Genomic DNA, 25,272 nt, shown 5'->3' with positions numbered 1-25,272 from the left:
CCGCGTGCTGCGGGAACCCGGCGCGTGTGCGGAGAACACCGCCGTTCAGGGGAAGTTGACGACGTTGACGGGCGTGGTGTTCGTCGGGGTGACGGCGCCGGTGTCGTTGATGACATGGCTGATGGTGCCGACATTGCCCAGCGAGACGGTGAGCACGGAGTGGAAGCGCACGCCGGAGGTGTTGGGCACCTCGAAGGCGTGGTAGTTGTTCACCGCGGGGTTGACGTTGAAGTAGCAGTAGCTGCCCAGGCCCCACGCCTCGTGGCTGGTGACGCCGTCGGCCACCTTGTAGGCCGCGTAGCCGTTGCGGCCGTTCGGGTTCGTCCAGGCGGCCTGGTTCGGCGGGTCGTACGGGTTCTCGTTCTGGAAGAAGATCGTGCGGCCGCCGTTGCCGTTCCAGATCACCTCGTACTTCTGGTAATGCTCCACGAACAGGCCGGTCGCCAGCACGTTGTCGCCGTTGACGACCAGGCCGGTGTCGGCGGTGTTGGTGCCCCAGCCGACCGTCCCGGCGTTGCCGTGGTCGGCGCGCCAGGCCCAGATGTGGTCGATGAGGGTGTTGTCGCTGTTGACGACGAGCGAGGTGGTGGCCTTGCCCGCGCGCTCGCCGCCGATGCGGAAGAAGACGTCCTGGATGCTCGTCGGGTCGCTCGCGTGGCTCGCGGCCGAGCCGGACGGGCCGATCGTCAGCAGCGCCGGCGAGTTGGTGGTGCCGGCGTCGAAGAGCAGGCCCTTGAGGCGGACCCCGTCCACATCGGCGACCTGCATGGCGTTGACGCCGTTGTCGGGTACGAAGGTCGGGTAGCCGATGCCGAGGACCACGGTGTCGGCCCGGTTCACCTGGAGCGTCTGGCTGAGGTGGTACACGCCGGGGGTGACGAACAGGTTGCAGCCCGCCGCCAGGGCGCTGTTGACGGTGGCCGCGGTGTCGCCGGGCTTGACCACGTAGAACTGGCTCATCGGCAGCGAACTGCCGGCGGTGGAGCCGTTCGCCCAGCTCGCGCCGGACGCGTTCTGCCGCAGTGAGGGCAGGAAGACGCGGTACTTGCCGCTGCCGTCGATGTAGAGGTAGGGCACGTCGCGCGAGACGGGGGTGGTGCCGAGCGTGGTCTCCGGCGGGTTGGGGAAGGTGTTGCCGGGCGCGCCGGCCACTCCGGAGAAGACCATGTTCCACACGCCGCCGTCCCAGCTGCCCAGGTTGCTGTCGCGGGTGTACCACTGCTGCTGGGAGATCGAGGCGGTCTGACCGCTGACCTTGGTGTCGGCGATGTAGCCGCCGCTGGCCCAGCCGTAACCGGCCGGGTAGAGGGCGAGGTTGCCGTGCACGTCGATCCGGCGGAAGGGCGCGGCCTGCGCGACGGCCCAGCGGTTGGTGCCGCTGGAGGGGTTGATCGCCAGGTTCTCCGCGCTGCGCCAGAAGTTCTGGGTGGCGTTGCCCGCGTCGGAGGCGTTGAAGGCGTCGACGGTGACGTCGCCGTTGATCGTGACCTGGTCGGGGTTCTGGCCCAGGCCCGCGACGGAGGTGTAGAAGCCGACGTTGTCCTCGACGTTGTAGGTGCCCGGCTTGAACAGGTCGGCGACCCGGTTCTCGCTGAACTGCGCGGTGCCGGTGTCCTTCATCTGGTTGAACTGCGCGTCCAGTTGCGCCTGGATGGCGGCGTTGCCCATCGAGGGGTCGAAGACGTGCACGTTGGGCCCGAAGTCCGGGGTGTCGGACTGCCCGGTGCAGTTGCCCGCAGGCGGCGTCGTCCCGCCCGTGCTGCCGCCGCTGGTGCCGGTGCTGGTGCCGGTGCTCGTGCCCGTGCTGGTGCCCGTGCTCGTTCCGGTGCTGGTGCCCGTGCTGGTGGCGCCGCCGCTGCCCTGGGTGTACGTGAACTGCGGGGTGTCGTACTGCGGGCCGTTCTTGGTGTACGTGAACGAGTACGTCAGGACGGTGCCGGCGGACACCGGTGAGACGGTGTACGTCCAGCTGCTGCCGGAGGCGGCCATCTGCACGTTCTGCTGGCCGGCGGCGCCCGCCTGGTAGTGGATGATCACATAGCTCGCGGGCGAGGTGGGGGTGAAGGTGAACTTCGCCTGCGTGGAGGTGGGTTCGGACACGCTCTGGGTCCAGTCGGAGGCCGCCGAGGCGCTTCCGGCGGTGCCGATCAGGCCCAGCAGCCCGGCGAGGGCGAGGACCAGCGCGGCCGACAGGGCGACGGGGCGCCGGCGGGAGGGCGTCCGGGGCCGGTCCGGGAGGAGGGTTCTGCGCATGGTGAGGTCCTTTCCCTGGCTTCGCGAAGTGAAGGCCAGGTCAGCGCGTATGTGGGGGTCGAATCGCGCTCAGCACTGCGCATTTCAGGCCATGACACGGCCACGGCCCTTGGATTCAGCTGGTTGAAAACGCTCTCAGTCTGCGGATGAAGGAACCCCTGAATCCGTAAGGCAGTGTCAAGGGGGCCATGGCATGCCGTCAAGAAGAAGAGCGGGATTCACGCGCTGGACGCGTGAATCCCGCTCTGTGCTGCGGTGGTGCGGTGCCGCTCGGCGGTGGTTACTTGACGCCGGCCGCGGCGCAGGCGGCGGCGGCGTCACCGGTGCAGATCTGCGCGGCGGTGTAGGTGCCGTCGGCGAGCACGGTGTCCTTGATGTTCGCCTTGGTCACCGAGACCGCGTCGAGCAGCTTGGCCGGCACCATCTCGCCGGAACCGCTCTTCTTGGTGGTGTCGGCGACGGACTTGAAGTCCTTGCCCTGGAGCAGGTCCACCGCGATCTCGGCGGTCGCGAAGGCCTCCGGCTTGGCGGCCTTGTAGACGGTGGAGGTCTGGCTGCCCGTCAGGATCCGCTGGATCGCGGCCAGGTCGGCGTCCTGGCCGGTCAGCGGTACGTTGATGTCCTTGGCGTGCAGGGCGGTGGCGATACCGCCGGCCATCGTGTCGTTGGCGGAGTAGACGCCCTTGATGTTGTCCTTGCCGACCGAGCTGATCGCCGCGGTGACCTTCTGGTTGGCGACATCGCCCTTCCACAGGCCGGACTGCTCGTAGGCGACGGTCACCTTGCCGTCCAGGACCTTGTGCGCGCCCGCCTTGAATTCCGCCGCGTTGGGGTCGGCCTCGTCGCCGTCGATCATCACGATCTTGGACTGCGGGGTGGCGTTGGCGCCCATCGCGTCCAGCAGCGCCTGGCCCTGCAGCTCGCCGACCTTCTCGTTGTCGTAGGACACGTAGGCCGACACCGGGCCCTGCGCGAGACGGTCGTACGCGACGACCTTGATGCCCTTCTCCACCGCCGCCTGGACCGAGGACCTGATGCCGACGTAGTCCTGCGCGTCCAGGATCAGCACCTTGACGCCCTTGGCGACCATCGCGCTGACCTGCTGCGCCTGCTTGGCCGGGTCGCCGCCCGCGTTGGCGTACTCCACGCTGCAGTCGGAGCACAGCTCCTTGATCTTCTGCTCGATGAGCGGCCGGTCGAACTTCTCGTAGCGGGCCGTGACGGTGTCCGGCAGCAGCAGACCGATGGACTTGTTGCCGCCGCCGCTGCTGGCGCTGCTGTCCTTGGTGTCGGACTTCTTGTCGTCACCGGCCTTGCCGCACGCGCCCATGGCGAGCGCCAGCGCGGCCACTGCGGTTCCGACGACAATTCGGCGGGCTGTCGTGTTCATTTGGGCGGTGCCTCCCCTGATAAGGCCGCCACGACGCGGCCCACGTGCCGCGAAGTCAACTCGGCACCCTGCCCGCTCGTCAAGAAGTAAATCATCGGAGGGATCACGCACCGAGACGCCGTCACCCCGGCTCGGTGACCGACCGGCCGGGGTGACAGGGGTGTTGCGGACAGGTGTCCGAAGGGGCTGCCGATCAGCCCAGCGAGGCGATGGCCTGGTTGAACGTGGCCGACGGGCGCATCACGGCGGCCGCCTTCGCGGGGTCCGGCTGGTAGTAGCCGCCGATGTCCGCGGGCTGCCCCTGGACAGCGATCAATTCGGTAACGATGGCCTCCTCGTGCTCCGCGAGGGTCTTCGCGAGCCCCTCGAAGGCCGCCGCGAGAGCCGCGTCGTCGGACTGCGACGCCAGCTCCTGCGCCCAGTACAGGGCGAGGTAGAAGTGGCTGCCGCGGTTGTCGATACCGCCGAGGCGGCGGCTCGGCGACTTGTCCTCGTTGAGGAAGGTGCCGGTGGCGCGGTCCAGGGTGTCCGCGAGGATCTGCGCCCGCGCGTTGCCGGTGGCGTTCGCCAGGTGCTCGAAGCTCGCGGCGAGCGCGAAGAACTCGCCGAGGCTGTCCCAGCGCAGGTAGTTCTCCTTGACCAGCTGCTGGACGTGCTTGGGGGCGGAGCCGCCGGCGCCGGTCTCGAACAGGCCGCCGCCGTTGATCAGCGGGACGATCGAGAGCATCTTGGCGCTGGTGCCCAGCTCCAGGATCGGGAAGAGGTCGGTCAGGTAGTCGCGCAGCACGTTGCCGGTCACCGAGATGGTGTCCTCGCCGCGGCGGATGCGCTCCAGCGAGTACGCGGTGGCGGCCTCCGGCGTCATGATCTCGATCGTGAGGCCGTCGGTGTCGTGCTCGGGCAGGTACTCGCGGACCTTGGCGATCAGGTTGGCGTCGTGCGCGCGGCCCTCGTCGAGCCAGAAGACCGCCGGGGCGCCGGTGGCGCGGGCCCGGGTGACGGCGAGCTTGACCCAGTCGCGGATCGGCACGTCCTTGGTCTGGCACATCCGGAAGATGTCGCCGGCGCTGACGACCTGCTCCAGGACCGCCTCGCCGCCGGCGTCCAGGACGCGTACGGTGCCGGTGACCGGGATCTCGAAGGTCTTGTCGTGGCTGCCGTACTCCTCGGCGGCCTGCGCCATCAGGCCGACGTTCGGCACCGAGCCGATGGTGGCCGGGTCCAGGGCGCCGTGCGCGCGGCAGTCGTCGATGACGGTCTGGTAGACGCCGGAGTAGCTGCTGTCCGGGATGACCGCGAGGGTGTCGGCCTCGTTGCCGTCCGGGCCCCACATGTGGCCGGAGGTGCGGATCATGGCCGGCATCGAGGCGTCCACGATGACGTCGCTGGGTACGTGCAGGTTGGTGATGCCGCGGTCGGAGTCGACCATGGCCAGCAGCGGGCCGTCGGCCAGTTCGGCCTCGAAGGACGCCTTGACCTGGTCGCCCTCGGGCAGCGACTCCAGGCCCTTGAGGATGCCGCCGAGGCCGTCGTTGGGGGTGAGCCCGGCGGAGGCGAGCGCGGCGCCGTACTCCGCGAAGGTCTTCGGGAAGAAGGCGCGCACGACGTGGCCGAAGATGATCGGGTCGGAGACCTTCATCATGGTGGCCTTCAGGTGCACCGAGAACAGCACGCCCTCGGCCTTGGCGCGGGCGACCTGGGCGGCCAGGAACTCGCGCAGCGCGGCGACCCGCATCACGGAGGCGTCGACGACCTCGCCGGCCAGCACCGGCACCGACTCGCGCAGCACGGTGGTGCTGCCGTCGTCGCCGGCCAGCTCGATGCGCAGCGCGCCGTCGGCGGCGATCACCGCGGACTTCTCGGTGCTGCGGAAGTCGTCCGCGGCCATGGTCGCCACGTTGGTCTTCGACTCCGGCGTCCAGGCGCCCATGCGGTGCGGGTGGGCCTTGGCGTAGTTCTTGACCGAGGCGGGGGCGCGGCGGTCGGAGTTGCCCTCGCGCAGCACCGGGTTGACGGCGCTGCCCTTGATCTTGTCGTAGCGGGCGCGGATGTCGCGCTCCTCGTCCGACTTGGGGTCGTCCGGGTAGTCGGGCAGCGCGTAGCCCTGCTGCTGGAGCTCGGCCAGGGCGGCCTTGAGCTGCGGGATGGACGCCGAGACGTTCGGCAGCTTGATGATGTTCGCACCCGGCGTGCGGGCCAGCCGGCCCAGCTCCGCGAGCGCGTCGTCGATCCGCTGCCCCTCCTCGAGATACTCCGGGAAGGCGGCGATGATCCGGCCCGCCAGCGAGATGTCACGGCTCTCGACCGTGACGCCGGCCGTCGAGGCGTAGGCCTCGACCACCGGCAGGAACGAATACGTCGCCAGGGCAGGCGCCTCGTCGGTGTGCGTATAGATGATGGTCGAGTCAGCCACCGGTTACTCCGCTCCAGTTTCCAGCACTACGTTGCCGGCATCGAGAACATTGCTTGATATCAAGATATCCCGTTGCCGTCGGGAGCACGACGAGGGGGCGCGCCTGCCGCGGCGCGCCCCCTCGCCCGCCATCGCGACCGGGCCGCGCTCCGACCGGACGGGCTAATCCCGCGCGCCCCCGCGCCGCGCCCGTGTTTCGGTGGATCTCTCACGCACCGGAGCGGTGCGCGCACTCGACAGCGACCACAGTCGGCCCGCGGGGCCGGCGGGAAGCGGTAGCCATGGCGTCACGTGCACGGGGCTCGGGACTGGTCGGCGAGCTGGCGGCGGAGTTCGCCGGGACGATGATCCTGCTGCTGATCGGCGCCGGGGTGGTCGCCCAGGTGGTCGCGGGCGGCGACCTCACCGCCCCCAAGGGCGGCCTCGGCGGGCACGACGCGATCGCCTGGGCCTGGGGCCTGGGCGTGACGCTCGGCGTGTACGTGGCGGCCCGGCTCAGCGGCGCGCACCTCAACCCGGCGGTGACGTTGACGCTCGCGGCCTTCAAGGGCTTCCCGTGGCGCAAGGTGGTGCCGTACGCGCTCGCGCAGACCGCGGGTGCCTTCGTCGCGGCGCTGATCGTGCGCTGGAACTACAGCGAGATCCTCGGGCACGCCGACCCCGGGCACACCTTCAAGACGCAGATCGTCTTCTCCACGCTGCCCGGCAACGGCTCGCTGACCGCCGGGGTGCACGAGTGGGGGGCCTTCCGCGACCAGGTGATCGGCACCGCGATCCTGCTGCTGCTGATCCTGGCCGTCACCGACGTGCTCAACACCCCGCCGGGCGCCAACCTCGGCGCGTTCATCATCGGCCTGATCGTGGTGGCGATCGGCATGGCCTACGGCGCCAACGCGGGCTACGCCATCAACCCGGCCCGTGACCTCGGCCCCCGGCTGGCCAGCTTCATCACCGGCTACCACTCCGCCTGGCGGGACCAGTGGGGGAATTTCTACTGGTGGGTGCCGATCCTCGGCCCCCTGGTCGGCGGAGTGCTGGGCGGGGCGCTCTACAAGATCTTCGTGGGGCGGTTCCTGCCCACCGCCGAGCCCGAGCCGCCGGGCCGGGTGCCGGCGTCGGAGTCCTGACGCGGCGCGGCGGAGCTGTCGCGGACCACCAGGGACGTCGACAGCTCCACCCGCAGCACGTCGGGGGTGCGGCCCTGGACGAGCTGCAGCAGCATGTCGGCGGCGGCCGCGCCCATCTCGGCGAGCGGCTGCCGCACCGTCGTCAGCGGCGGCGGCGACCAGCGGGCCTGCGGGAGGTCGTCGAAGCCGACCACGCTCAGGTCGTCGGGCACCCGCAGGCCGCGCTGCCGGGCGGCCTCGTAGACGCCCAGCGCCATCTGGTCGCTGGAGGCGAAGACCGCGGTCGGCGGGCGCGCGGCGGCCAGCAGCTCGGCGCCGAGGGTGAAGCCCGACTCGTGCGAGAAGTCCCCCTCCCGCACCAGGGCGTCGTCGACCTCGGCGCCGGCCGACTCCAGGGCGGCGCGGTAGCCGTCCAGCCGGGCGCGGCTGCACAGCAGGGCGGGCGGCCCGGTGATGATGCCGATCCGGCGGTGGCCGAGGCCCAGCAGGTGCAGCACCGCGCTGCGGCCGCCGGCCCAGTTGGTGGCGCCGATGGTCGGGATGTCGAAGGTCGGCACGCCCGCGGGGTCGATCACCACGAGCGGCATGCCGAGCCGCCGCAGCTCGGCGTTCAGCTGCGGCGCGGGCTGCGAGGTGACCAGGATCACGCCGTCGGAGTTGCGCGAGCGCACCCCGACCAGCCACTGCTGCATGGAGGCCGCGTGGTGGTGCACCGCGGAGACCACCGCGCCGACGCCGGCGGCGTGCGCGACCTTCTCCACGCCGCGCAGGATCTCCACCGCCCAGGGGCTGTCGAGGTCGTTGAACACCAGGTCGATGAGGTTGGCGCGGCTCGCGCCGCTGCCGGCGCGGCGCCGGTAGCCGTGCTCGGCCAGCAGGTCCTCGATCCGGCGCCGGGTGGCCGCGGCCACGTCGCTTCGCCCGTTGAGCACCCGGGAGACCGTGGGCAGGGACACCCCGGCCTCGCGGGCGATGTCGGCGATCGTGACCCGGCCCGCGCTGTCTGCCGCCACCGGTGCCTCCTGTCGCAGGTGGGCTCCCAGCATAGGCAACGCCCCGGGCCCGCAGCACCGGTGCGCGGCGGACACCGGCCCGTCCGGGCTCCGCGGGCGGGCGTACGGGCCCGCCGCGCGGGCGAGTTGCGGCGGGAGGGTTGACGGGACCGGTCGCCGCTTCTAACGTCACGCTGAAACTTCCGACAGCATTTCGCAAGTTTCGACGCTCCGGGGCGTCCCAGCACGACCTCCGCGCGGGCACCTTCCCGCCCGCCGCGGCGGGCACGGCGGCGCTCTCGTGGTCAGCGCCGATGACCACGAGAGCGTTGACCGGGTCACCGGCGACCCGGCCGCAGACCTGACGCGGTCTGCGGTGTGCGCCCGAAAAGTTTCGGCCAGCGAAGGACACGCATCACCCATGACGCTCACGGCGACCAACCCGGTCCTCCCCGGCTGCTTCCCCGACCCGTCGGTGATCCGCGTCGGGCAGGACTACTACCTGGCCAGCTCGTCCTTCGCCTACCACCCCGCCATCCCGCTGCACCACAGCCGGGACCTCGTCCACTGGCGGCCGATCGGCCACGCGATCGACCGCGCCGACCAGATCGACCTCGGCGGCATCAAGGCGAGCGGCGGCATCTACGCGCCGACGCTGCGGTACGCCGACGGCCGCTACCACCTGGTCTGCACGGTCGTCGCTGGGCGCGGCGCCTCCGGCAACTTCCTGATCTCCGCCGACGACCCGGCCGGCGACTGGTCCGACCCGGTGTGGCTGCCCGAGGCGCCCGGCTTCGACCCCTCGCTCTTCTTCGACGACGACGGCTCGGCCCACTTGCTCGGCACCCGCGAGATCCCCGGCACCGGCGGCCGCACCGAGATCTGGCTGCGCGGCCTGGACCTGGAGGCCGGCAAGCTCACCGGCCCCGAGCACGTGCTCTTCAGCGGCGCGCTGGTCGACGCCCGCTGGGCCGAGGGCCCGCACATCTACAAGGTCGACGGCTGGTACGTGCTGCTGCTCGCCGAGGGCGGCACCGCCCACGAGCACGCCGTGACCGTGGCCCGCAGCCGCGAGCTGACCGGCCCGTACGAGAACCACCCCGGCAACCCGGTGCTCACCCACCGCCACCTGGGCCGCTCCTACCCGGTGTCGGGCGTGGGCCACGCCGACCTCGTCCAGACCCCGGCGGGCGACTGGTACGCGCTCATGCTGGCCTCCCGCATCTACGGCGGCCCGCACTCCAACCTCGGCCGCGAGACCTTCCTGGCCCGCGTGGAGTGGGAGCACGGCTGGCCGGTCCTCAACCCCGGCGAGGGGCGGCTCACCGAGCATGTCGAGGTCGCGCTGCCCGCGCACCCCTGGCCCGTGCCGGACACCACCGACCACTTCGACGCCGGCACGCTCGACACCGCCGTCTGGAACCTGCTGCGCGGCCCCGCCGCCGACGCCTACAGCCTCACCGAGCGGCCCGGCCACCTGCGGCTGCGGCTGCTCCCGCAGACCCTCGCCGAGCGCAGCACCCCCGCCTTCGTCGGGCGCCGCCAGCAGCACATCGACTGCGCCGCCGAGACCGAGCTGGACTTCACGCCCGGCGCGCCGGGCGAGGCCGCGGGGATCGCGGTTCTCCAGAACGACACCCACCACATCACGCTGCTGGTCACGACCGCCGCGGACGGCGGCACCGTGGTGCGGCTGACCGAGCACGTCGCCGGCACGAGCACCGTCCGCGGCGAACTCCCGGTCGGCCCGGGCCCGCTGCGGCTGGCCCTGCGCACCCGCGGCCAGGCCTACACCTTCTCCGTGACCCGGTCCCCGGACGGCCGCCGCGACGTCGGCACCGTCGACGGCCGCTTCCTCAGCAGCCAGGTCGCCGGCGGCTTCACCGGCGTCTACCTCGGCCCGTACGCGACCGGCCCCGCGGGCGGCACGGGCCACGCCGACTACGACTGGTTCCGCTACGGCCCCGCGGCCGACTAGCCGGTTCCCCCATGGACCCCGCCGCCGGTGCGGGAGGGAGAGCCGTACGCCCGGCGCGTGGGCCGGGCGTACGGCGCCACAGCCGGGGACGCCTTGAGGGGGGCGTCCCCGGCACCGGACCCGTGCGGACGGGCCGTCAGGACTGGCGGTTGACCGCGGCGCTGAAGAGCGCCGGGCAGCGGGCGGCGGCCGGGACGATACGGCGGGCCGACCAGGGGCGGTCGCGCAGCCACAGCAGGGAGCCGGTCAGCAGCCGGTAGTCGCGGGTGACACGGCGCCATGCCGCGTCGTAGTCCTGCGGGCGGTCCGCCAGCACGCAGCGGACCAGCTGCTCGGCAGCCGCCAGCGCCACCGCGACGCCTTCGCCGGTCAGCGCGTCGACGTAGCCCGCCGCGTCGCCCACCAGCATCACCCGGCCCGCCCTCCTGGCACGTACCCGCTGCCGCATCGGACCGGCGCCGCGGGCCGCGGTCGCGGCCTGCGCGGGCAGCCGCTCCAGCAGCCGCGGGAAGGCGGCGAGGTGCGCGGCGAAGGGGCCGCGGTCGGCGGTCAGCACCGCGACGCCCACCAGATCCGGGCCGACCGGCGTGACGTACGCCTCGGCGCGCGCCGACCAGTGCACCTCGACGACGTCGCTCCACGGCGGCACCGCGAAATGCCGGCGCAGCCCGTAGCGGGCGGGCCGCTCCCCCGCCGCGGCCGGTCCGCCGTCCGTGCCGAGCCGCAGCGCCCGCCGGAGCGGCGAGTGCAGCCCGTCGGCCGCGGCCAGGTAGCGGGCTGTGATGCCGGCGGCGGTGACGCTGCGGGCGTCCTGCCGCACGCCGTCGACCCGCAGCGGCAGGGTCCGCACGCCGAGTCCCGCCGCGGTCTCCGCGAGCGCGGCGTGCAGCGCGGTGCGCCGCACCCCCCGCCCGGGCGCGCCGCGGAAGCGGGCCTCGGCGCGGTGCCGCCCGTCCAGGTACGCGATGCCGTGCAGCGTGGCGCCCGGCACGTCCACGCCCAGCGCGGCCAGCCGCCGTACCGCCGAGGGCATCAGGCCCTCGCCGCACGCCTTGTCCACCGGCCCGGGCCGGGGCTCCGCGACCACCACGTCGAGGCCCGCGCGGGCGGCGTGGATCGCGGTTGCCAGGCCCGCCGGACCGCCGCCCGCCACCAGCAGGTCGATCACGCGGGCGCCGCCGTCGCGAGAGCGGCGTTCTCGCACCGCAGCCGCACCGCGAGCAGGGCGGCGTTCGCCAGGCTGAAGCACAGCGCCGTCAGCCACGCCCCGTGCACCAGTGGCAGCGCCGCGCCTTCCACCACCACGGCCAGGTAGTTGGGGTGCCGCAGCACCCGGTACGGCCCGCGGTCCACCAGCGGCAGCCCCGGGACGACGATCACCCGGGTGTTCCAGCGCGGCCCCAGTGTCCCGACGCACCACCAGCGCAGCGCCTGTGCGGCGAGCGCGAGCCCCAGCATCGGCCAGCCCAGCGCGGGGACGAACGGCCGCCCGGCGGCGTGGACCTCGGCCAGGCAGCCGGCCAGCAGCCCGGTGTGCAGCAGCACCATCACCGGGTAGTGCCCGGCGCCGAACTCCGTGCCGCCGCGCGCGAAGCTCCAGCGCGCGCCGCGGCGGGCCGCGACCAGTTCGAGCAGCCGCTCGGCGGCCACGAGCAGCACCAGCAGGGTGTACGCGGACATCGGCGGCCCCCTACCAGCGCAGCAGGACGGTCTCGGAGCAGAAGCCCGGCCCCATCGCCATCACCAGCCCCGGGCTGCCGGACAGCGGGCGCTCGCCCGAGAGCACGTCGTGCAGGATGTGCAGCACCGACGCCGACGAGAGGTTGCCGACCTCGGCGAGCGAGCGCCAGGACGCCTCCAGCGCGCGGGCCGGCAGGTCCAGCGCCTCGCGCACCGCCTCCAGCACCCGCGGGCCGCCCGGATGGCACACCCAGCCGGTCACGTCCCGCGGCTTCAGCCCGTGCCCGGCGAGGAAGTCCTCGATCTCGGGCCCGACATGACGGCGCACCAGCCGGGGCAGCTCGCCGCCCAGCACGATACGGAAGCCGCCGGCGCCGATGTCCCAGCCGAGCAGGCCCTCGGTGTCCGGGTAGAGGCGGCTGCGGGCCGCCACCACCTCCGGCCCGGCCGCCTCCCGCTCCCGCCCCACCGCCACGACCGCGGCGGCGCCGTCCCCGAACAGCGAGCCCGCCACCGCGTTCGCCGCGGAGGTGTCGTCGCGCTGCAGCGTCAGCGAGCACAGCTCCACCGACAGCAGGACGGCCACCGCGCGCGGGCGAGCGTCCAGGTAGTCGTGCAGCCGCGCGAGGCCCGCGGCCCCGCCCGCGCACCCCAGCCCGAACAGCGGCAGCCGCTTCACGTCCGGCCGCAGCCCCAGCCGTCCCGCGAGCCGTGCCTCGACCGACGGGGCGGCCACGCCCGTGACCGAGGTGGAGATCACCAGATCCACCTCGTCCGGCGCGATGCCCGCCGCCTCCAGCGCGCCGCCCACCGCCTCGCCGCCCAGCACCTGGGCCTGCTCGATGAAGCGGTCGTTGGCCTCGCCGAAACCCGTGAGCCGCGCGTAGCTCTCGAGGGGGAGCGCGAGGTGCCGGGTCCGTACGCCGGACGCGGCGTGCATACGCGCGAGGACGTCGGGTCCCGGGACACGGGAGGGGCCCCGCCGCTCCTGCCCTGCCGGGCTCGGCGTCAGTCTCGCGAGCGCTTCCGTGATCTCGTACTGCTCGTACCGGTACGGCGGAAGCACCGCGTGAACGGCGCCGATTCGGGTCATTCGCCCAGCATACGTATGATTTCGGCTCATATGCTCCGCGGGCGTGGCGTGTCGGCCCCGCACCCGGGAGGCGGTACGGGCTTCTCCGCGCGGATCCCCCTCCGGGCCCCTGGTCCGTCGCCCCGCGCGGCATGCGCGCGCCCCGTGCGGAAGGGGGGTGAGCATCTGTCACGGCGTCCGGGGCACCTCCCGGGCGAGGCTCCGGGGGAAAACCGCGCGGCCGGCCACAACGGCGGGACGGCCGGCCGGCCACGGCGAGCGGCACCCCCGTGTCCGCCCCCCGGCAGCGGGCACCGCCGGACCGCCCCCACCGCGGGAGGCACTCCCCTGGCCGCCCCGCGAGGGGCGCGCGGCGTGGGACCGGCGGGGCCGGGGAGCGGCGGGGCATGGTGGAGGGGATGGGCGTGAGCGGTGTGGTGAGGGCGAGTCACCCGGAGGCGTGCGGCGTGGTCACCGTGCTGGTGGCCGCACTCGCGGCGGCCTCCGGTGCGAGCGCCGCCCATTGCGTGCTGCTCGCCGCCGCCGTGCTGAGCGGCCAGCTCTCCGTCGGGTGGTGCAACGACGCCGTGGACGCCCCGCGGGACACCGCGGCCGCCCGCCGCGACAAGCCGCTCGCCGCGGGCGGGGCAGGCCGGAGAGCGATCGCCGCGGCCGCGGGATGCGCGCTCGCCGCGTGCGTCCCGCTCTCCCTCGCGGTGGGCCGGCTCGCCGGCGCCGCCCATCTGGCGGGCGTGGCGGCGGCGTGGGCGTACAACCTCGGGGTGAAGCGCACGGCGGCCTCGTGGCTGCCGTACGCGCTGGCGTTCGGGCTGCTCCCGGCGGTCGTGACGCTGGGTCTGCCGGGGAACCCTTGGCCGCCCGCGTGGGCGCTCGCGGCGGGCGCGCTGCTCGGCGTGGGCGCGCACGTCACGAACGTGCTGCCGGACATCGACGCGGACCTGGCCGCGGGCGTGCGCGGCCTGCCGCAGCGGCTGGGCCGGCGGCGCTGCCGGGTGCTGGGCCCGCTGCCGTTGCTGGGCGCGTCGGCGGTGCTGGTCTTCGGGCCGCCTGGACCGGCGGGTCCCGCGGGCTGGGCGGCGCTCGCGCTGACCGGCACCCTGGCGGCGGCGACCACCGCCGCGCCGGCGGCGCCGGCGGAAGGGGCCGCCGGGAGCCGTCTGCCCTTCCTGACGACGCTGGTCCTCGCCCTCACCGCCGTCACCCTGCTGGTGCTGCACGGCGCCTCGCTCGCCGCGCGCGGCCGCTGACGCGCCCGCGTCAGCGTCAGCGCACCGTCCTGCGGTGCCGCCGCGCGCGGATCGCCAGCAGGTCGAGGGGGATCAGGACCGAGCACGCCGCCACCGTCACCAGCTGCGCCACCACGGCGACCCACTTCTCCGTGTACCAGACCGGCTCGTACATGTCCGGCACCGGCCCGAACTTGCCGACGTCCACGTAGCGGTAGATGACGATGAGCGCGAAGCCGCCGGCCGCGACGAGCCAGCCGAAGAGGTCGGCGGGCAGCCGGCGCCAGACCAGGACGAGCAGCGCGGCCAGCGCGGAGAGCGCAGCCTCGATACGGAAGAGGTCGCCCTGGCTGACGGTGGCCTTGACCACGTCGTACTGCGGGGCGAGGTCGGCGTGGACGTACGCGTCGACCGCGAGGCCGGCGGCGGCGAGCACACGGGCGGTCCACTCCAGCACCGGTTTCGCCATCGCGGGTTCCCTCGCCTCGTCGTGCGGCAGCCTCCCGGTCAGGTTGCGTCCCGCGGGCGCCCGCCGCGCGTCACGGGCGGCCGCACGGGGGACGGCGCGGGGCCGTTTCACGCCGACGGCCGCACCCGCCGGGATCCCGGGGGCGCGGCCGGTCCGGCGTCAGAGGCTGCCGTACGACTGCAGGACGTACGCGCACTGGGTGTAGATGTAACCGCTCTGGAAGTTGCGGGTGTCGGCGACCGGTGTCGCGTCGTCGCTCTCGTCCAGCGGCTTCTGCATGATGTACGAGGTGCCGGGGGGTATGTGCAGGGTGTGCTTGGCGTAGTGCGCCTTGCTGTCCTTGCAGGCCAGGCTCTGCGCGAGGGAGTCGCTCATGTACGCGCTGCACCCGCTGCACCCCTTGAGGGTGAAGCTGCCGGTGGTCTTGCCCGTGTAGAGGATCTCGATCGCGTCGGGGCTGTCGTTGGTGAAGGTCACGCTGATGGAGCCGCCGCTGCCGTTGCCGGGCATCTTCTTGCCCGCTGCGGGGATCTTGGTGGCTATCTCCGCGGCTATGGCGATCTTCTGCGCGGAGGCGTGGTTCTTGTCCTTCGGGTACTTGGACTTGAAGTCGTTCAGCGTGTCCAGCGCATCGTCGAAGCTGCCGTCCTTGTACTGCGACACGCCGCAGTTGTACATGCCCGTCTCGGTGTAGGCGTTCGCCTTGCGGACGTCGGCGTCGAGCGTGCCGGCGATCCCGGCCTTGCCGCCGGGCAGCTCGGCGGCGTCGGAGCCGAGGGTGTCCAGCTTGTCGAGGGCCGAGCACGGGTCGCTGCCGGTGGCGAGCTTGCCGGCGCTGTCGATCTCCGCGCGGAGCGCCGGCTCGACCTTCGCCGCCTGCGGGGACTGGGGGAAGGTGGTGAGAAGGGTGCCGAGCTTGCCGCTCTCGCTCGCGGCGCCGTCGGTGGAGGACGTCAGCTCGGTCCAGCCGCATTCGTAGAGCGAGGTCGCGAGCCTGTCGTCCGGCCAGGTGGCGAGGGAGGCGACGGCAGTGCCGTCGATGTGCTGCGGGACCGTCGTCCGCAGGTAGGTGAGCGGGTCGACCGCGTCGCAGTACTTCTTCTGGTCGTAGGCCCCGCCGACGGTGGTGTAGAAGGTCTTCATCCGGTCCGGCACCTTCTTGCCGGCCTTGGAGCCCGCGTGCTTGGTGTACAAGTCGTTGTACGTGCCGAGGGCCGAGTCGAAGTCGCCCTTGGCGGACGTGAACGGCTTGCCCTTGGCGGCCACCACGAGCTTGTCGGCCTTGTCGAGCCGGTCCAGCAGCTGCTGCTGGACCGCGTCGTCCTTGGCGCCCTTGTAGTAGACGACCGCGCCGGCCGGCACCGCGAGCAGCACCAGGCCCATCAGCAGCGCGAGCGGCGCCTGCGGGGGGAAGGACAGCCGGGTGCGCAGTCCGCGCAGGGCGCCGTGCACGGCGGTCAGCGCGAGGAAGACCAGATACGTCACGAGCATGCCGCCGGACACGCCGTCGGGGTCGGCGGGCAGCGCGGTGAACAGGAAGATGCCGCTGCCGACCAGCGCCACGGCGAGCGCGAGCCAGCGGCGGGTCAGCAGGTAGCCGAGGCCGAGGCCGCTGAGGTTGAGCAGGCCCACGGCCACGGCGCGCAGCGGGTCGGCGGGCGCGGGCGGGACGGGCGGGGCGGAGGGCATCGGCGGCGGACCGAAGGGCGGAGGACCGAACGGCGGAGGCGGAGGCGGGCCGAACGCACCCCCGCCGCCCGGCCGGCCGCTGCCGGCGCCGCCGTAGCCGTCACTGTTGTCGCCCTGCTGGCCCCAGCTCATGGCAAACCCCCCGAGAATCCGGTCCCCACCCATGGAAAGTACGCGCGTACCGACGGTGCCGAGCGCGTGAGGGCCCATTTATATCTGATGACGAGGACAGCGCGCCGGTTCCCCCCGGACGGGTGAAGATGCGGGGGCGGCGGGGCGGGCGCAGGCTGGACGGGTGACAGCCGGGGGTGGCGACGGCGCGCGCCGCCCTCCCGGAACCTCCCGACGCCGGGGAGCGAGCATGGGCGAGACCGAGGTGCTGGTGGTGGGCGCGGGGCCGGTCGGGCTGACGGCGGCGCTGGAGCTGCGCCGCCGGGGTGTCGACTGCCGCGTCGTCGACCGGCGCACCGAACCGCAGCCGTACGCCAGGGCCGTCGGGGTGCTGCCGCGCACCTTCGAGGTGTGGGACGCGATGGGCCTGGTACGCGACGCCCTGGAGGCCGCCGTGCCGCTGTACGGCCAGCTGGTCTTCGTCGACGGACGCCCGGGCCCGCGGGTCGAGCTGCAGTTGCCGCCGGACGTCCCGTACGGCTTCGCGGCGCTGCCGCAGGACGCCACCGAGCGGCTGCTGACCCGGCATCTGGAGGCGTACGGCGGCCACGTCGAGCGCGGCACCGAGCTGCTCGGCCTCGAACAGGACGGCGACGGGGTGAACGCCCGGCTCGGCGCGCCCGGCGGCGCCGAGACCGTACGGGCCCGCTACCTCGTCGGCTGCGACGGCGCGCACAGCCGCACCCGGCAGGAGCTGGGGATCGCCTTCGAGGGGGACGCCTTCCCCGAGGAGTACATGCTCGGCGACGTCGAGGTCGACTGGGACCTGCCGCCGGGCTACGCGGTCCGCTCGCTGCACCACGGCGCCGCGGGCGAGGTCGACGACCTGCTGGTGTGCGTGCCCCTGCCCGGCCGGGGCCGCTACCGGATGTCGATGCGGGTGCCCGCCGAGCTGGCGGCGGGCGCGGAAACGGGAGCGGGAGCGGGAGCGGGGGCGGGGGCGGAGGTCGCGCACGGCCTGGAGGCCGGGCGGGCGCCGGAGCTGCGGCACATCCAGGCCGTGCTCGACCGGCTCTCGCCGCAGGAGGTCACCGCGCGGCGGCTGCGCTGGTCGTCCGTCTTCCGCATCAGCCACCGGCTCGCCGAACGCTACGGCGCCGGGCGCGTCCTGCTCGCCGGGGACGCCGCGCACATCCACCCGCCGACCGGCGCGCAGGGCATGAACACCGGCATCCAGGACGCGTACAACCTCGCCTGGAAGCTCGCCCTCGCCGTGCGGGGCGCGGCCGCGGACGGGCTGCTCGGCAGCTACGACGCGGAGCGGCGGCCGGTCGGGGCGGAAGTGGTGGGGCGGACGGTGCTGCACGCGCGGCAGGGCGGCGCGGAGGCGGACGTGCTGCGCGAGGCGCAGCTCCTCGTCTCCTACGCCGGCAGCCCCCTCGTCGAGCCGGAACCCGAATCCGGGCCCGGCGGCCGGCCCGGTCCCCGGCCCGGCGACCGGGCGCCCGACTGCCACGGGCTGACGGGCGACATCGCGGCCTACCCGGTGCGGCTCTTCGACCTGCTGCGCAGCCCGCACCACACGCTGCTGCTGTACGCCGACGAGGACTCCCCCACGCAGGAGCTGCGGGCCTGCGCGACGGCCGCGCGGAGCGCCGCGCGCGGGCGGCTGAACGTCTTCGCGGTCCTCGCGCCGGGCGCGCCCGGCGACGGGCTCGGGGTGCCGCGCGTCCACGACCGGGACAAGGCCTTCCGCCGGGCCTACCGGGCGGCGGCGCCCGAGGCGTTCGTGGTCCGCCCCGACGGCCACCTCTCGGCCCGCTTCCCCTCCCCCACCCCGTCCGCCCTCACCACCCACCTCCACCGGACGCTGCGGGGCGGCCCGTAGGACCGCGAAGGGGCTGCCCCTTGTGGTGGCCCGCCGGGTGTCCTGTCGCGGTGGCCGGTCGTGCGGTTCTCCCCCGTGGGCTTCGCCCGGGATACCCCCCGTACGCCCCTGGGGGCGCGTCACCGGGCCGGGGCGCCGAAGCGGGCGAGGTAGTGCCACACCTTCTTGACCGCCTGCGGGTCGTGGTCGCCGGAGCGGGCGGCGACACCGACGACGCGCGGGTCGAGAACGCCGTCGACGGCGATCCGGGCGGCCAGGTCGACGTATTCCTGGCCCCGGTAGGCGGCGCGGCCGCGCAGGTCGGCGGCGGCGAGCCGGAATCCGGCGTGCCATTCCACGGCGCAGCCCAGGCGCAGCGCCGCGGCCTCGACCGGCGTACCGCGGTAGCAGGGGTCGAGGACCAGCGCCTCGACGTGGCGGTCGGGGCGGACGGGGCCGTGGACCTGCGCCTCGACGTAGTCGTCGAGGTCGTCCCGGCGGTCGGCGAGGGCCAGTTCGACCAGGGGCATACGCGCCGCCACGCCGAAGTCGGCGGGCTCGTGGAAGCTGTCGGGGTAGCAGAACGTGGTCCGAGCCAGCGGCTCGGCGGTCAGCCGGAAGTGGGCGGACCCGAACCGCGGGGCGCCGCCGGCCGGCTTGCGGCGGAAGTTGAGCGCCCCGTACACGGGCCGCTCGTGGGCGGGCGCGTCGTCGTACGCCCCGGCGAAGATCCGGCTCTCCCAGCGCCACCGGTCACCGCCGGGGCGGGCGGTCAGCCCGCCGTTGCTCGTGCCCGTCACGAACTGCGAGCGGTAGACGCCGTCCTCGGCCATCGCGTCCAGGATCGGCCTGCCTCCCACCGGGCGGTCCGGATGGAAGTTGAGGGTCACCCGCAGCGCCGGGTCCAGCGGCGGCCCGGACGCGAGCCCGGCGACGTGGCCGAGCGCCCGCTCCTGCGGGGTGAGGGAGGTCGCGGAGGTCATCCGCCCAGTGTTCCGCCCGGAGGGCGCCGGGCGCACGCGGATTCCCTGGCCGGTCCGGCAAAGAGCGCCGTCCGCCCGGAGGGCGGGGTCGGCTGTGTCCGGTGCTCCGCCGGCGCTTCGCCCGGGAGGTGCCCCGGGTGCAAGGCGGAGGGTGGGGGCACCTCCGGGCCGCGAGGCGGCGGGTGGGGCCCCCGGGCCGCACGGCCCGGGGGCCCCTCCCGGGCCGCACGGTTCACGGTGGAGGGTGGGCGCCTCCCGCCGAGGGCAGGTTGAGCGCGCTTGCCGGACGCCGCCGGGCGGACGGGATCTGCCGGGCACGGCCTACCGCGGCCCCCCGCCGGACGGGCGGCGGCGGAAGAGGCGAGGGCGCGGGGCGGGCGGGGACTCCTCGGCGGCATGCCGGCGCTTGGCGCGCAGGACGGCGGCCTGGACGCGCAGGCGTTCCGGATCGAAGCCCGGCGGGGCGTCGGCGCCGCCCACGAGCGAGGCGAGCAGCGCCTCCTGGGCCGCGCCCAGGGCCGCCCGCTCGGCCGTGGTCATACGCGGCACCCGCGCGCGACGGCGGCGCGGATCGCGGCGAGTTCGCCCGCGAGTTCCGCGTCCGTCGGATAGGCGCCGTCGCGTTCGAGGAGAACGCCGGGCAGCCGGGCCCGGCCCGCGAGGTCGGCGAGCAGGTCGAGCACGGGCGCGGGCACGGGGTGGGTGTGGGTGTCGTGCCACACCCCGTCGCGCTCGACGCCTCCGGCGACGTGGACGTACCCGACGCGCTCCAGCGGCAGCTCCCGCAGGACCTGGTGCGGGTCGATGCCGAGGTTGACCCGCGCGGTGTGCAGGTTGGCGACGTCCACGAGCAGCAGCGCGCCCGTGCGGCCGGCGATCTCGGCGAGGAACTGCCCCTCCGTCAGCTCCTCGCCGGGCCAGGCGAGCAGCGGTGCGATGTTCTCCAGCGCCAGCGGTACGGGCAGGTGGTCCTGGGCGATCCTGACGTTCTCCGCGACGACGGCGACGGTGTCCCACGTCCGGGGCACGGGGATCAGGTGCCCGGCCTCCCACTGCCCGGCCCGGGTGAAGGCGATGTGCTCACTGACCAGCGGCGCGTCCAGCGCCTGCGCGCAGGCGGCCAGGTGCGCGAGCCGCGCCGGGTCGGGCCGCTGCGCACCGCCCAGCGACAGCGAGACGCCGTGCGGCACCACCGGGACGCCGCGCTCCCGCAGCACCGCCAGGGACGGGAGGAGCCGTTGCGGGTCGAGGCCCTCCGCAATGGCCTCGACGAAGTCGACGCCGGGCAGGCGCTCGACGGTCAGGTCGATGGGGCGGCGCCAGCCGATGCCGTAGCCCAGCTCGGGCGCGGCCGTGGACGTCATCCGCCGCACCCGCCGCAACCGCCCCCGCAGCCGCCGCCGCACCCGCTGCCACCGCTGTCGCCGCCGCCCGAGTCCGTCCCGCAGCTCGCGCCGCCACCGCCGGCGGAGGAGGTGTTCAGGCCGCCGAAGAGCGCTTCGCGCAGGTCGCCGTCCATGACCGCGCCCGCGCCGAGCAGCGCGACGCCCATCACCGCCGCCGGCGCGAACGGGTCGCCGCCGAGCACGCCGGAGGACCCCGCGTGCGCGGGGGCCGCGGCGGTCGGGGCCGTGCCGCGGACCTGCTCCAGCATCCGCTCGGCCGCGGGGGTGCGGCGCGGCGTGGAGTTGCCGACCATCAGCACGACCATCGCGCTGACCACCAGCTCGGCCAGCAGCAGGCCCACCGGGTGGTGCCGGTGGACGCCGTAGCCGAGCCGGCCCAGCCCGGCGCAGAAGACGGCGAGCATCGGCGCGAGCTCGGCGAGAGCGGAGGACGCGCGCTGACCCGGCGTCAGCAGCAGCCCGCGCGCGGTGGCGTGGGCGACGACCTGGTCGACCGCCGCGCCACGCCCGACGCGGGCCCGTACCGTCGTGAGGGTCGCGCCGTGGGTGCCGCTCACCGCGTTGACGACGTCCCCGGCCACCGCGTCGGCAGGCGCGGGGGCACCGCAGGCCGTGATCCGGTGGTCGCGGCCGACCCGTAACCGGCCCTCGGCGACGAGGGCGTGGACGGCGGTGTCCACCACGCGCGTGGGGCCGCCGCTCAGCACGGCGACGGTGTAGGGATCGGGCGGCATCCAGCCGGTGCCCGGGGCCGCGGCGAGCCGCTTCCTCCGGCCCGACCGTACGAGGGCGGTGCCGATGCCGGCGAGGATGAATGCTGCCGCGTAGGCGGCGAGGAAAGCGGGTCCGCTCACGCCTGTCACCTCCACCCGGGGTGACGCCCCCTCCCCCACCGCCGGTTCCCCGGCGCCCCGTTGCGCCACGGGCTGCCCCGTGGGGTGCGACTCGCGGTGCGTGGTGGGCTGAGCGCGCAGTTCCGCGCGCCCCTTGACGCCACGGGGTGCCTCGCAAGGTGCGATTCGCGACTTGCGACCGCTGGTGGGCCGGGCGCGCAGTTCCCCGCGCCCCTGGGTGTTGGCCTGCGCGGCAGGCGCAAGCTTTCTGCGGCGCAGCGAGGGTGGGCGTTCGTCGGGGGCGCGGGGAACTGCGCGGCCGGCCGGATCGGACCGGACCGGCAGACGAACAATCCACCGCAAGGGGCGGGACCTCAGGAGCGCGGGGAACTGCGCGCTCAGCCACGGCGCGCGAGCGTCGCGAAACGCACCCCACGGGGCGGCCCGGGGCGGACCTCCGGCGAGGTCAGTGCAAGGTCACCCTCAGGGACGCGCCGTACGTGTGGCGGGTCGTCACCCGCAGCGTCGTGCCTCCCGCCCCCGCGCGGGCGGCAATCGCGGGGGAAGGGGCGGTGGGGCGCAGGGGGCGGCCGGCGAGGTGGAGGGTCACCGAGTCCCGCCCGGTGGTGGGGTCGGCGACCGCCACCTCCACCGTCCCGTCACGCGCCTCGCGCACCAGCACGCACGCCGCCCCGTCGACGGTGAGGCGCCCGACGCGGTGCCGCCCGGGCGTGAAGGTGTTGACGCCGAGCAGGCCGAGCCCGGCGTGCCGTACGGCCTGGACCGCGGTGGTGTTGGCGAGCACCGACACGGGCCCGCCGGCGGCGTACGCCCGCAGCTGCGACTCGCTCGCGCCGGGGAGGATCGCGTACGCGAACGCCGCGTGCGGGGCGCCGGCGGCCTGGTGGACGGTCAGGGTGAAGACCTGCTTGGTGACGGCCGTGTCGGGGTTGCTCAGCCGTACGGTGCGGCGGCTGCGGGTGACGGTGTCGAGCCCGACCGTGGCGTCGGGCCGGTGCGGGCCGAGGAGGGCGTAGCCGACCGCCGTCCCCTGCGCGGCGTCGGCGTACCGCAGCCAGGCCAGCGGCGCCGTGCCGGGTCCGGTGACGGGGGCGCCGTGCCGGGTGCGGCCGGTGAGGGTCACGGCGGCGGACGCCGCGGCGATGCGCGCGTCTGCGGTCGTGGTGACGGGGCGCCCGGCGGAGTCGCCGACCCCGGCGGCGAGTACCACGACCTCGTCGTCCAGCATGAACCACGACCTGGTCGCGTCGGCGGCGCGGTAGGCGGTGAAATCGGCGGGGAGCAGGCCCGCCTGCGCTGCGCTCCAGGCGGCGTCGGGCGCGTAGACCATGGCGGCGCTGCCGTACGGGCCGAGTGCGGCGCCGCCGGAGTGCGTGTTGGTGCCCCGCGGGAAGTAGACGTAGGCGTTCTGGGACTCCGAGGAGGAGGTGAAGCCGGCGGCGGGGTTGTCGTACCACTGCGTGCCGTACAGCTCGGGGACGCTGAGCCGGGTCTCGTCGGGGGCGGTGACGCCGGCGAGCCGGTCGGGCGGCACGGTGGTGAAGTAGTCGACGCCGAAGGCTTCCGTCTGGTCCTGCCCGGCGAGGTAGAGGTAGTGGGCGCCGACGCCCTGGTGCCAGGGCAGCAGGTTCTCGCCGCTCATGTACTCGTAGCCGCTGATGCGTGCAGAACTGCGGGCGAGCACGAAGGTCCAGCCGGGGCGGCGGTGGACGCTGCGGTCCATGGCGGGGTAGGCGCTGTGCAGGGCGGCGGGGTTGATGTCGCGCGCGGGCACGTCGGGGTCGGCGAGGATCGCGGCGTAGGCGGCGACGCTGACCGGGGAGACGAAGCCGGCCGGGTCGGGCGCCGCCCGGGTGACCTGGCGCAGGTGCTTGACGTACGAGGCGAGCGCGGCGGCGTGTTCGGCGGTGGCGTGGCCGGACAGGTCGGTGGCGGCCTCGATGACGGGTGCGGTGTCGGCGTATCCGGTGCCGGTCCGGGAGACGGCGCGGCCCTTGACCGCCTCGGTCGTCCAGCCCTCGACGACCAGCGGCGCAAAGCTGCCGGCGACCCAGCCGGCGGCGATGTCGGCGAGGCTGCCGCCGTCGGGCGCGTAGCCCGTGCCGTCCAGGAGTTTGACGGTCTGTGCGACGCGGGTGAGCAGCCCGGTGCCGTAGGAGCCGGTGTAGGCGACGGAGGAGTGCTGGAGGAAGGAGCCGTCGGCGTAGAAGCCGTCGGTGACGCCGTGCTGGAGGGCGTACGGGTCGACGGTGGCGTAGACGGTGAGCTGGTCGGTGACGGCCTTGGTGATGCGGGCGGCGTCGCCGAGCGCGGCGCCCTGCAGGATCCGGTTGGTGGTGATGTCGGCGAGGTTGGCGCCGGTGTGGAAGCGCGAGTCGAGGTCGACGTCGCCGTCCTTGCCGTTGCGCAGGTACGCGTCCATGGCCGCGACGTAGGTGGCGGTGAGGTCGGGCGCGGTGGCGGCGAGGGTGTCGCCGAGCAGCACGAGGGTGCGGCCGGCGTAGGTGGAGATGCCGATCTCCCAGGTGAACCAGTTGCCGTAGTAGCCGGCCGACAGGTCGCCGTAGTAGTGGTCGTAGAGCCAGGTCAGGCCGTCGACGACGCGTTGCTGGACGGCGCTGTCGGCGAGCAGCGCGGAGCCGGGGGCGCGGGTGGCGACCGCGATCTCGTAGAGGTACTGGAAGGAGGTGCTCAGGTGCGGGTCGCTGGTGCCGAGGGCCAGGCCGTGGAAGAGCTCGCCGCTGCCCGCGGCGTCCATGGCGGCGAGGTGGGAGGTGGCGGCGGACTGGATCGCGGCGAGCTTGCCGGCGACCTCGGGGCGTGCGTTGGAGTCCGCGGTGCCGCAGAAGACGGCGGTGGCGTTGGCGATGACGCGGGCGGCGTCGCCCGGGTCGGCGGCGTTCGCGGCGGGTATCCGCCCGGCGAGGGCCAGCAGGGCACCGGCGGGGAGCGTCGAGAGCAGGGTACGGCGGGACATCTGCACGGCGGACGCTCCAGCGGTCGGCGGACAGCGGCGGCGCCGCGGCGGGTCGGGCGCCTCCGGCATTCAAGCAACCGTGGCCCCCGCTGTCACGGGGTGCGACACGCGTCCCGCTGATACGCGGCCACGCGTCCGTCGCGGCCTTGCACGCCGTCCGCCCGGCGGACGCGGCACCACGCCGCCCGGCCGGCGCCTCCGGGCGGCACGGCTGCCGTGCGGCCCGCCCGGGCCCGCGCCGTCCGCCCGGCGGACCCGGACCGCACGCTGCCCGACCCGGGTTCGCGGGCGCCGTCACGGCACCACGATCACCGGCCAGCGGCGGGTCCTGACCAGGCGGGCGCCCGGGGAGCCGAAGAGCCGGTGCCGCAGGCCGCGGGAGGTGCCGATGACGACGGTGTCGGCGCGCAGCTCGTCGGCGGTCGCCGCGAGGCCCGTCGCGACGCTCGCCGACCGCAGCAGGTGGAATTCCCAGCGTGGCACGGGCAGCCCGGGGGCGGACCCGAGCCCGCGGGCGATGCGGTCGCGCAACTGCGCGGCGAGCGCGACGTCGTCGGTGGCGAGCATCCACGCGACGCCGCCGAACATCGCGGCGGCGTGCTGCGGCAGCACATGGACGAGCACCAGCAGCGCGTCCTGCCGGCGGGCGAGGCCGACGGCGTAGGCGACGGCGCGCCAGGACGAGTCGGAGTCGTCCACGCCGACGACGACCACCCGGCCGCCGCCCCGCGGAGCTGCGGCCCGATCGGATCCCACGGCCTCGC

The 25,272-nt window shown here is 74.4% G+C and carries 17 protein-coding genes and 1 pseudogene; 4 read left to right on the top strand and 14 right to left on the bottom strand.

The genetic code is table 11. The annotated features are described in order from the left end of the window. Positions 1-45: 45 nt before the first annotated feature. The 3 genes from IH54_RS0101565 to IH54_RS0101555 all read right to left on the bottom strand — a co-directional run bounded on the left by IH54_RS0101565 (position 46) and on the right by IH54_RS0101555 (position 6,056). Positions 46-2,253 (bottom strand): hypothetical protein, encoded by a 2,208-nt coding sequence (locus IH54_RS0101565; protein WP_031512269.1) that lies wholly within the window; start codon positions 2,251-2,253, stop codon positions 46-48. Positions 2,254-2,533: 280 nt separating this feature from the next. Then, positions 2,534-3,643 (bottom strand): sugar ABC transporter substrate-binding protein, encoded by a 1,110-nt coding sequence (locus tag IH54_RS0101560; protein ID WP_031512268.1) that lies wholly within the window; start codon positions 3,641-3,643, stop codon positions 2,534-2,536. A 193-nt stretch (positions 3,644-3,836) separates the two neighbouring features. Further along, the gene (locus IH54_RS0101555) at positions 3,837-6,056 is read right to left on the bottom strand and encodes an NADP-dependent isocitrate dehydrogenase (protein ID WP_031512266.1); all 2,220 of its coding nucleotides are present in this window, start codon (positions 6,054-6,056) and stop codon (positions 3,837-3,839) included. 281 nt (positions 6,057-6,337) lie between these two features. Here IH54_RS0101555 and IH54_RS0101550 point away from each other — a divergent pair, with 281 nt between their 5' ends. Further along, the gene (locus IH54_RS0101550; RefSeq protein ID WP_031512265.1) at positions 6,338-7,183 is read left to right on the top strand and encodes an MIP/aquaporin family protein; all 846 of its coding nucleotides are present in this window, start codon (positions 6,338-6,340) and stop codon (positions 7,181-7,183) included. On the opposite strand, the gene IH54_RS0101545 is transcribed toward IH54_RS0101550, so the two are convergent. Then, entirely contained in the window at positions 7,105-8,229 is a 1,125-nt protein-coding gene (locus IH54_RS0101545; protein WP_052396938.1) for a LacI family DNA-binding transcriptional regulator, read from the bottom strand. The genes IH54_RS0101550 and IH54_RS0101545 overlap by 79 nt on opposite strands. Before the next feature lie 367 nt (positions 8,230-8,596). Here IH54_RS0101545 and IH54_RS0101540 point away from each other — a divergent pair, with 367 nt between their 5' ends. Beyond that, on the top strand, positions 8,597-10,153 hold the full coding sequence (locus IH54_RS0101540) for a glycoside hydrolase family 43 protein (protein ID WP_031512262.1): 1,557 nt from the start codon (positions 8,597-8,599) through the stop codon (positions 10,151-10,153). 136 nt (positions 10,154-10,289) lie between these two features. On the opposite strand, the gene IH54_RS0101535 is transcribed toward IH54_RS0101540, so the two are convergent. From IH54_RS0101535 to IH54_RS0101525, 3 genes are read right to left on the bottom strand one after another with little or no spacing between them, the layout of a single operon-like run. Continuing rightward, entirely contained in the window at positions 10,290-11,321 is a 1,032-nt protein-coding gene (locus IH54_RS0101535) for an NAD(P)/FAD-dependent oxidoreductase (RefSeq protein ID WP_031512260.1), read from the bottom strand. Then, complete coding sequence (locus tag IH54_RS0101530; RefSeq protein WP_031512259.1) at positions 11,318-11,833, bottom strand: isoprenylcysteine carboxyl methyltransferase family protein; 516 nt, start codon at positions 11,831-11,833, stop codon at positions 11,318-11,320. The genes IH54_RS0101535 and IH54_RS0101530 overlap by 4 nt, the downstream gene beginning before the upstream one ends. Before the next feature lie 10 nt (positions 11,834-11,843). Then, positions 11,844-12,926, bottom strand: a complete 1,083-nt coding sequence (locus IH54_RS0101525; protein WP_031512257.1) for a type III polyketide synthase — start codon at positions 12,924-12,926, stop codon at positions 11,844-11,846. 386 nt (positions 12,927-13,312) lie between these two features. Here IH54_RS0101525 and IH54_RS0101520 point away from each other — a divergent pair, with 386 nt between their 5' ends. Next, positions 13,313-14,173: a UbiA family prenyltransferase gene (locus IH54_RS0101520; RefSeq protein WP_078861837.1), complete on the top strand. Its 861-nt coding sequence runs from the start codon at positions 13,313-13,315 to the stop codon at positions 14,171-14,173. Positions 14,174-14,189: 16 nt separating this feature from the next. Here IH54_RS0101520 and IH54_RS39200 read toward each other — a convergent pair whose 3' ends face one another. Together IH54_RS39200 and IH54_RS0101510 are read right to left on the bottom strand one after the other, a co-directional pair. Next, positions 14,190-14,621 (bottom strand): hypothetical protein, encoded by a 432-nt coding sequence (locus IH54_RS39200; RefSeq protein WP_043179401.1) that lies wholly within the window; start codon positions 14,619-14,621, stop codon positions 14,190-14,192. A 159-nt stretch (positions 14,622-14,780) separates the two neighbouring features. Beyond that, complete coding sequence (locus tag IH54_RS0101510) at positions 14,781-16,442, bottom strand: hypothetical protein (RefSeq protein WP_234343308.1); 1,662 nt, start codon at positions 16,440-16,442, stop codon at positions 14,781-14,783. A 229-nt stretch (positions 16,443-16,671) separates the two neighbouring features. Here IH54_RS0101510 and IH54_RS0101505 point away from each other — a divergent pair, with 229 nt between their 5' ends. Further along, the gene (locus IH54_RS0101505) at positions 16,672-18,309 is read left to right on the top strand and encodes an FAD-dependent monooxygenase (protein ID WP_031512251.1); all 1,638 of its coding nucleotides are present in this window, start codon (positions 16,672-16,674) and stop codon (positions 18,307-18,309) included. A 119-nt stretch (positions 18,310-18,428) separates the two neighbouring features. On the opposite strand, the gene IH54_RS0101500 is transcribed toward IH54_RS0101505, so the two are convergent. The 5 genes and pseudogenes from IH54_RS0101500 to IH54_RS0101480 form a co-directional block, all read right to left on the bottom strand. Then, positions 18,429-19,271, bottom strand: coding sequence for a DUF3626 domain-containing protein (locus IH54_RS0101500; RefSeq protein ID WP_031512250.1), 843 nt, complete (start codon positions 19,269-19,271; stop codon positions 18,429-18,431). Continuing rightward, positions 19,268-20,635: pseudogene (locus tag IH54_RS48025) on the bottom strand (DUF692 domain-containing protein). Before IH54_RS48025 ends, IH54_RS0101500 begins: the two are co-directional and overlap by 4 nt. Further along, positions 20,632-21,531, bottom strand: coding sequence for a TIGR04222 domain-containing membrane protein (locus IH54_RS0101490; protein ID WP_031512249.1), 900 nt, complete (start codon positions 21,529-21,531; stop codon positions 20,632-20,634). Before IH54_RS0101490 ends, IH54_RS48025 begins: the two are co-directional and overlap by 4 nt. A gap of 445 nt (positions 21,532-21,976) precedes the next feature. Continuing rightward, positions 21,977-24,514: a polysaccharide lyase family 8 super-sandwich domain-containing protein gene (locus IH54_RS0101485; protein WP_031512248.1), complete on the bottom strand. Its 2,538-nt coding sequence runs from the start codon at positions 24,512-24,514 to the stop codon at positions 21,977-21,979. A gap of 288 nt (positions 24,515-24,802) precedes the next feature. Continuing rightward, complete coding sequence (locus tag IH54_RS0101480) at positions 24,803-25,264, bottom strand: universal stress protein (protein WP_031512247.1); 462 nt, start codon at positions 25,262-25,264, stop codon at positions 24,803-24,805. Between the last annotated feature and the right edge of the window lie 8 nt (positions 25,265-25,272).

Origin of the sequence: Streptomyces sp. NRRL F-5123, assembly GCF_000721495.1 — a bacterium.
In the GTDB taxonomy this organism is placed as follows: Bacteria; Actinomycetota; Actinomycetes; order Streptomycetales; family Streptomycetaceae; genus Actinacidiphila.
This window is presented reverse-complemented; position numbering and strand designations above follow the sequence as displayed.

Bases quoted from the DNA above. Each gene is read 5' to 3' on its own strand.
- IH54_RS0101545 (WP_052396938.1), bottom strand. From the start codon at position 8,229: ATGCTGGGAGCCCACCTGCGACAGGAGGCACCGGTGGCGGCAGACAGC.
- IH54_RS0101510 (WP_234343308.1), bottom strand. From the start codon at position 16,442: ATGAGCTGGGGCCAGCAGGGCGACAACAGTGACGGCTACGGCGGCGCC.
- IH54_RS0101530 (WP_031512259.1), bottom strand. From the start codon at position 11,833: ATGTCCGCGTACACCCTGCTGGTGCTGCTCGTGGCCGCCGAGCGGCTG.
- IH54_RS39200 (WP_043179401.1), bottom strand. From the start codon at position 14,621: ATGGCGAAACCGGTGCTGGAGTGGACCGCCCGTGTGCTCGCCGCCGCC.
- IH54_RS0101525 (WP_031512257.1), bottom strand. From the start codon at position 12,926: ATGACCCGAATCGGCGCCGTTCACGCGGTGCTTCCGCCGTACCGGTAC.
- IH54_RS0101505 (WP_031512251.1), top strand. From the start codon at position 16,672: ATGGGCGAGACCGAGGTGCTGGTGGTGGGCGCGGGGCCGGTCGGGCTG.
- IH54_RS0101540 (WP_031512262.1), top strand. From the start codon at position 8,597: ATGACGCTCACGGCGACCAACCCGGTCCTCCCCGGCTGCTTCCCCGAC.
- IH54_RS0101500 (WP_031512250.1), bottom strand. From the start codon at position 19,271: ATGACCTCCGCGACCTCCCTCACCCCGCAGGAGCGGGCGCTCGGCCAC.
- IH54_RS0101565 (WP_031512269.1), bottom strand. From the start codon at position 2,253: ATGCGCAGAACCCTCCTCCCGGACCGGCCCCGGACGCCCTCCCGCCGG.
- IH54_RS0101550 (WP_031512265.1), top strand. From the start codon at position 6,338: ATGGCGTCACGTGCACGGGGCTCGGGACTGGTCGGCGAGCTGGCGGCG.
- IH54_RS0101560 (WP_031512268.1), bottom strand. From the start codon at position 3,643: ATGAACACGACAGCCCGCCGAATTGTCGTCGGAACCGCAGTGGCCGCG.
- IH54_RS0101520 (WP_078861837.1), top strand. From the start codon at position 13,313: ATGGTGGAGGGGATGGGCGTGAGCGGTGTGGTGAGGGCGAGTCACCCG.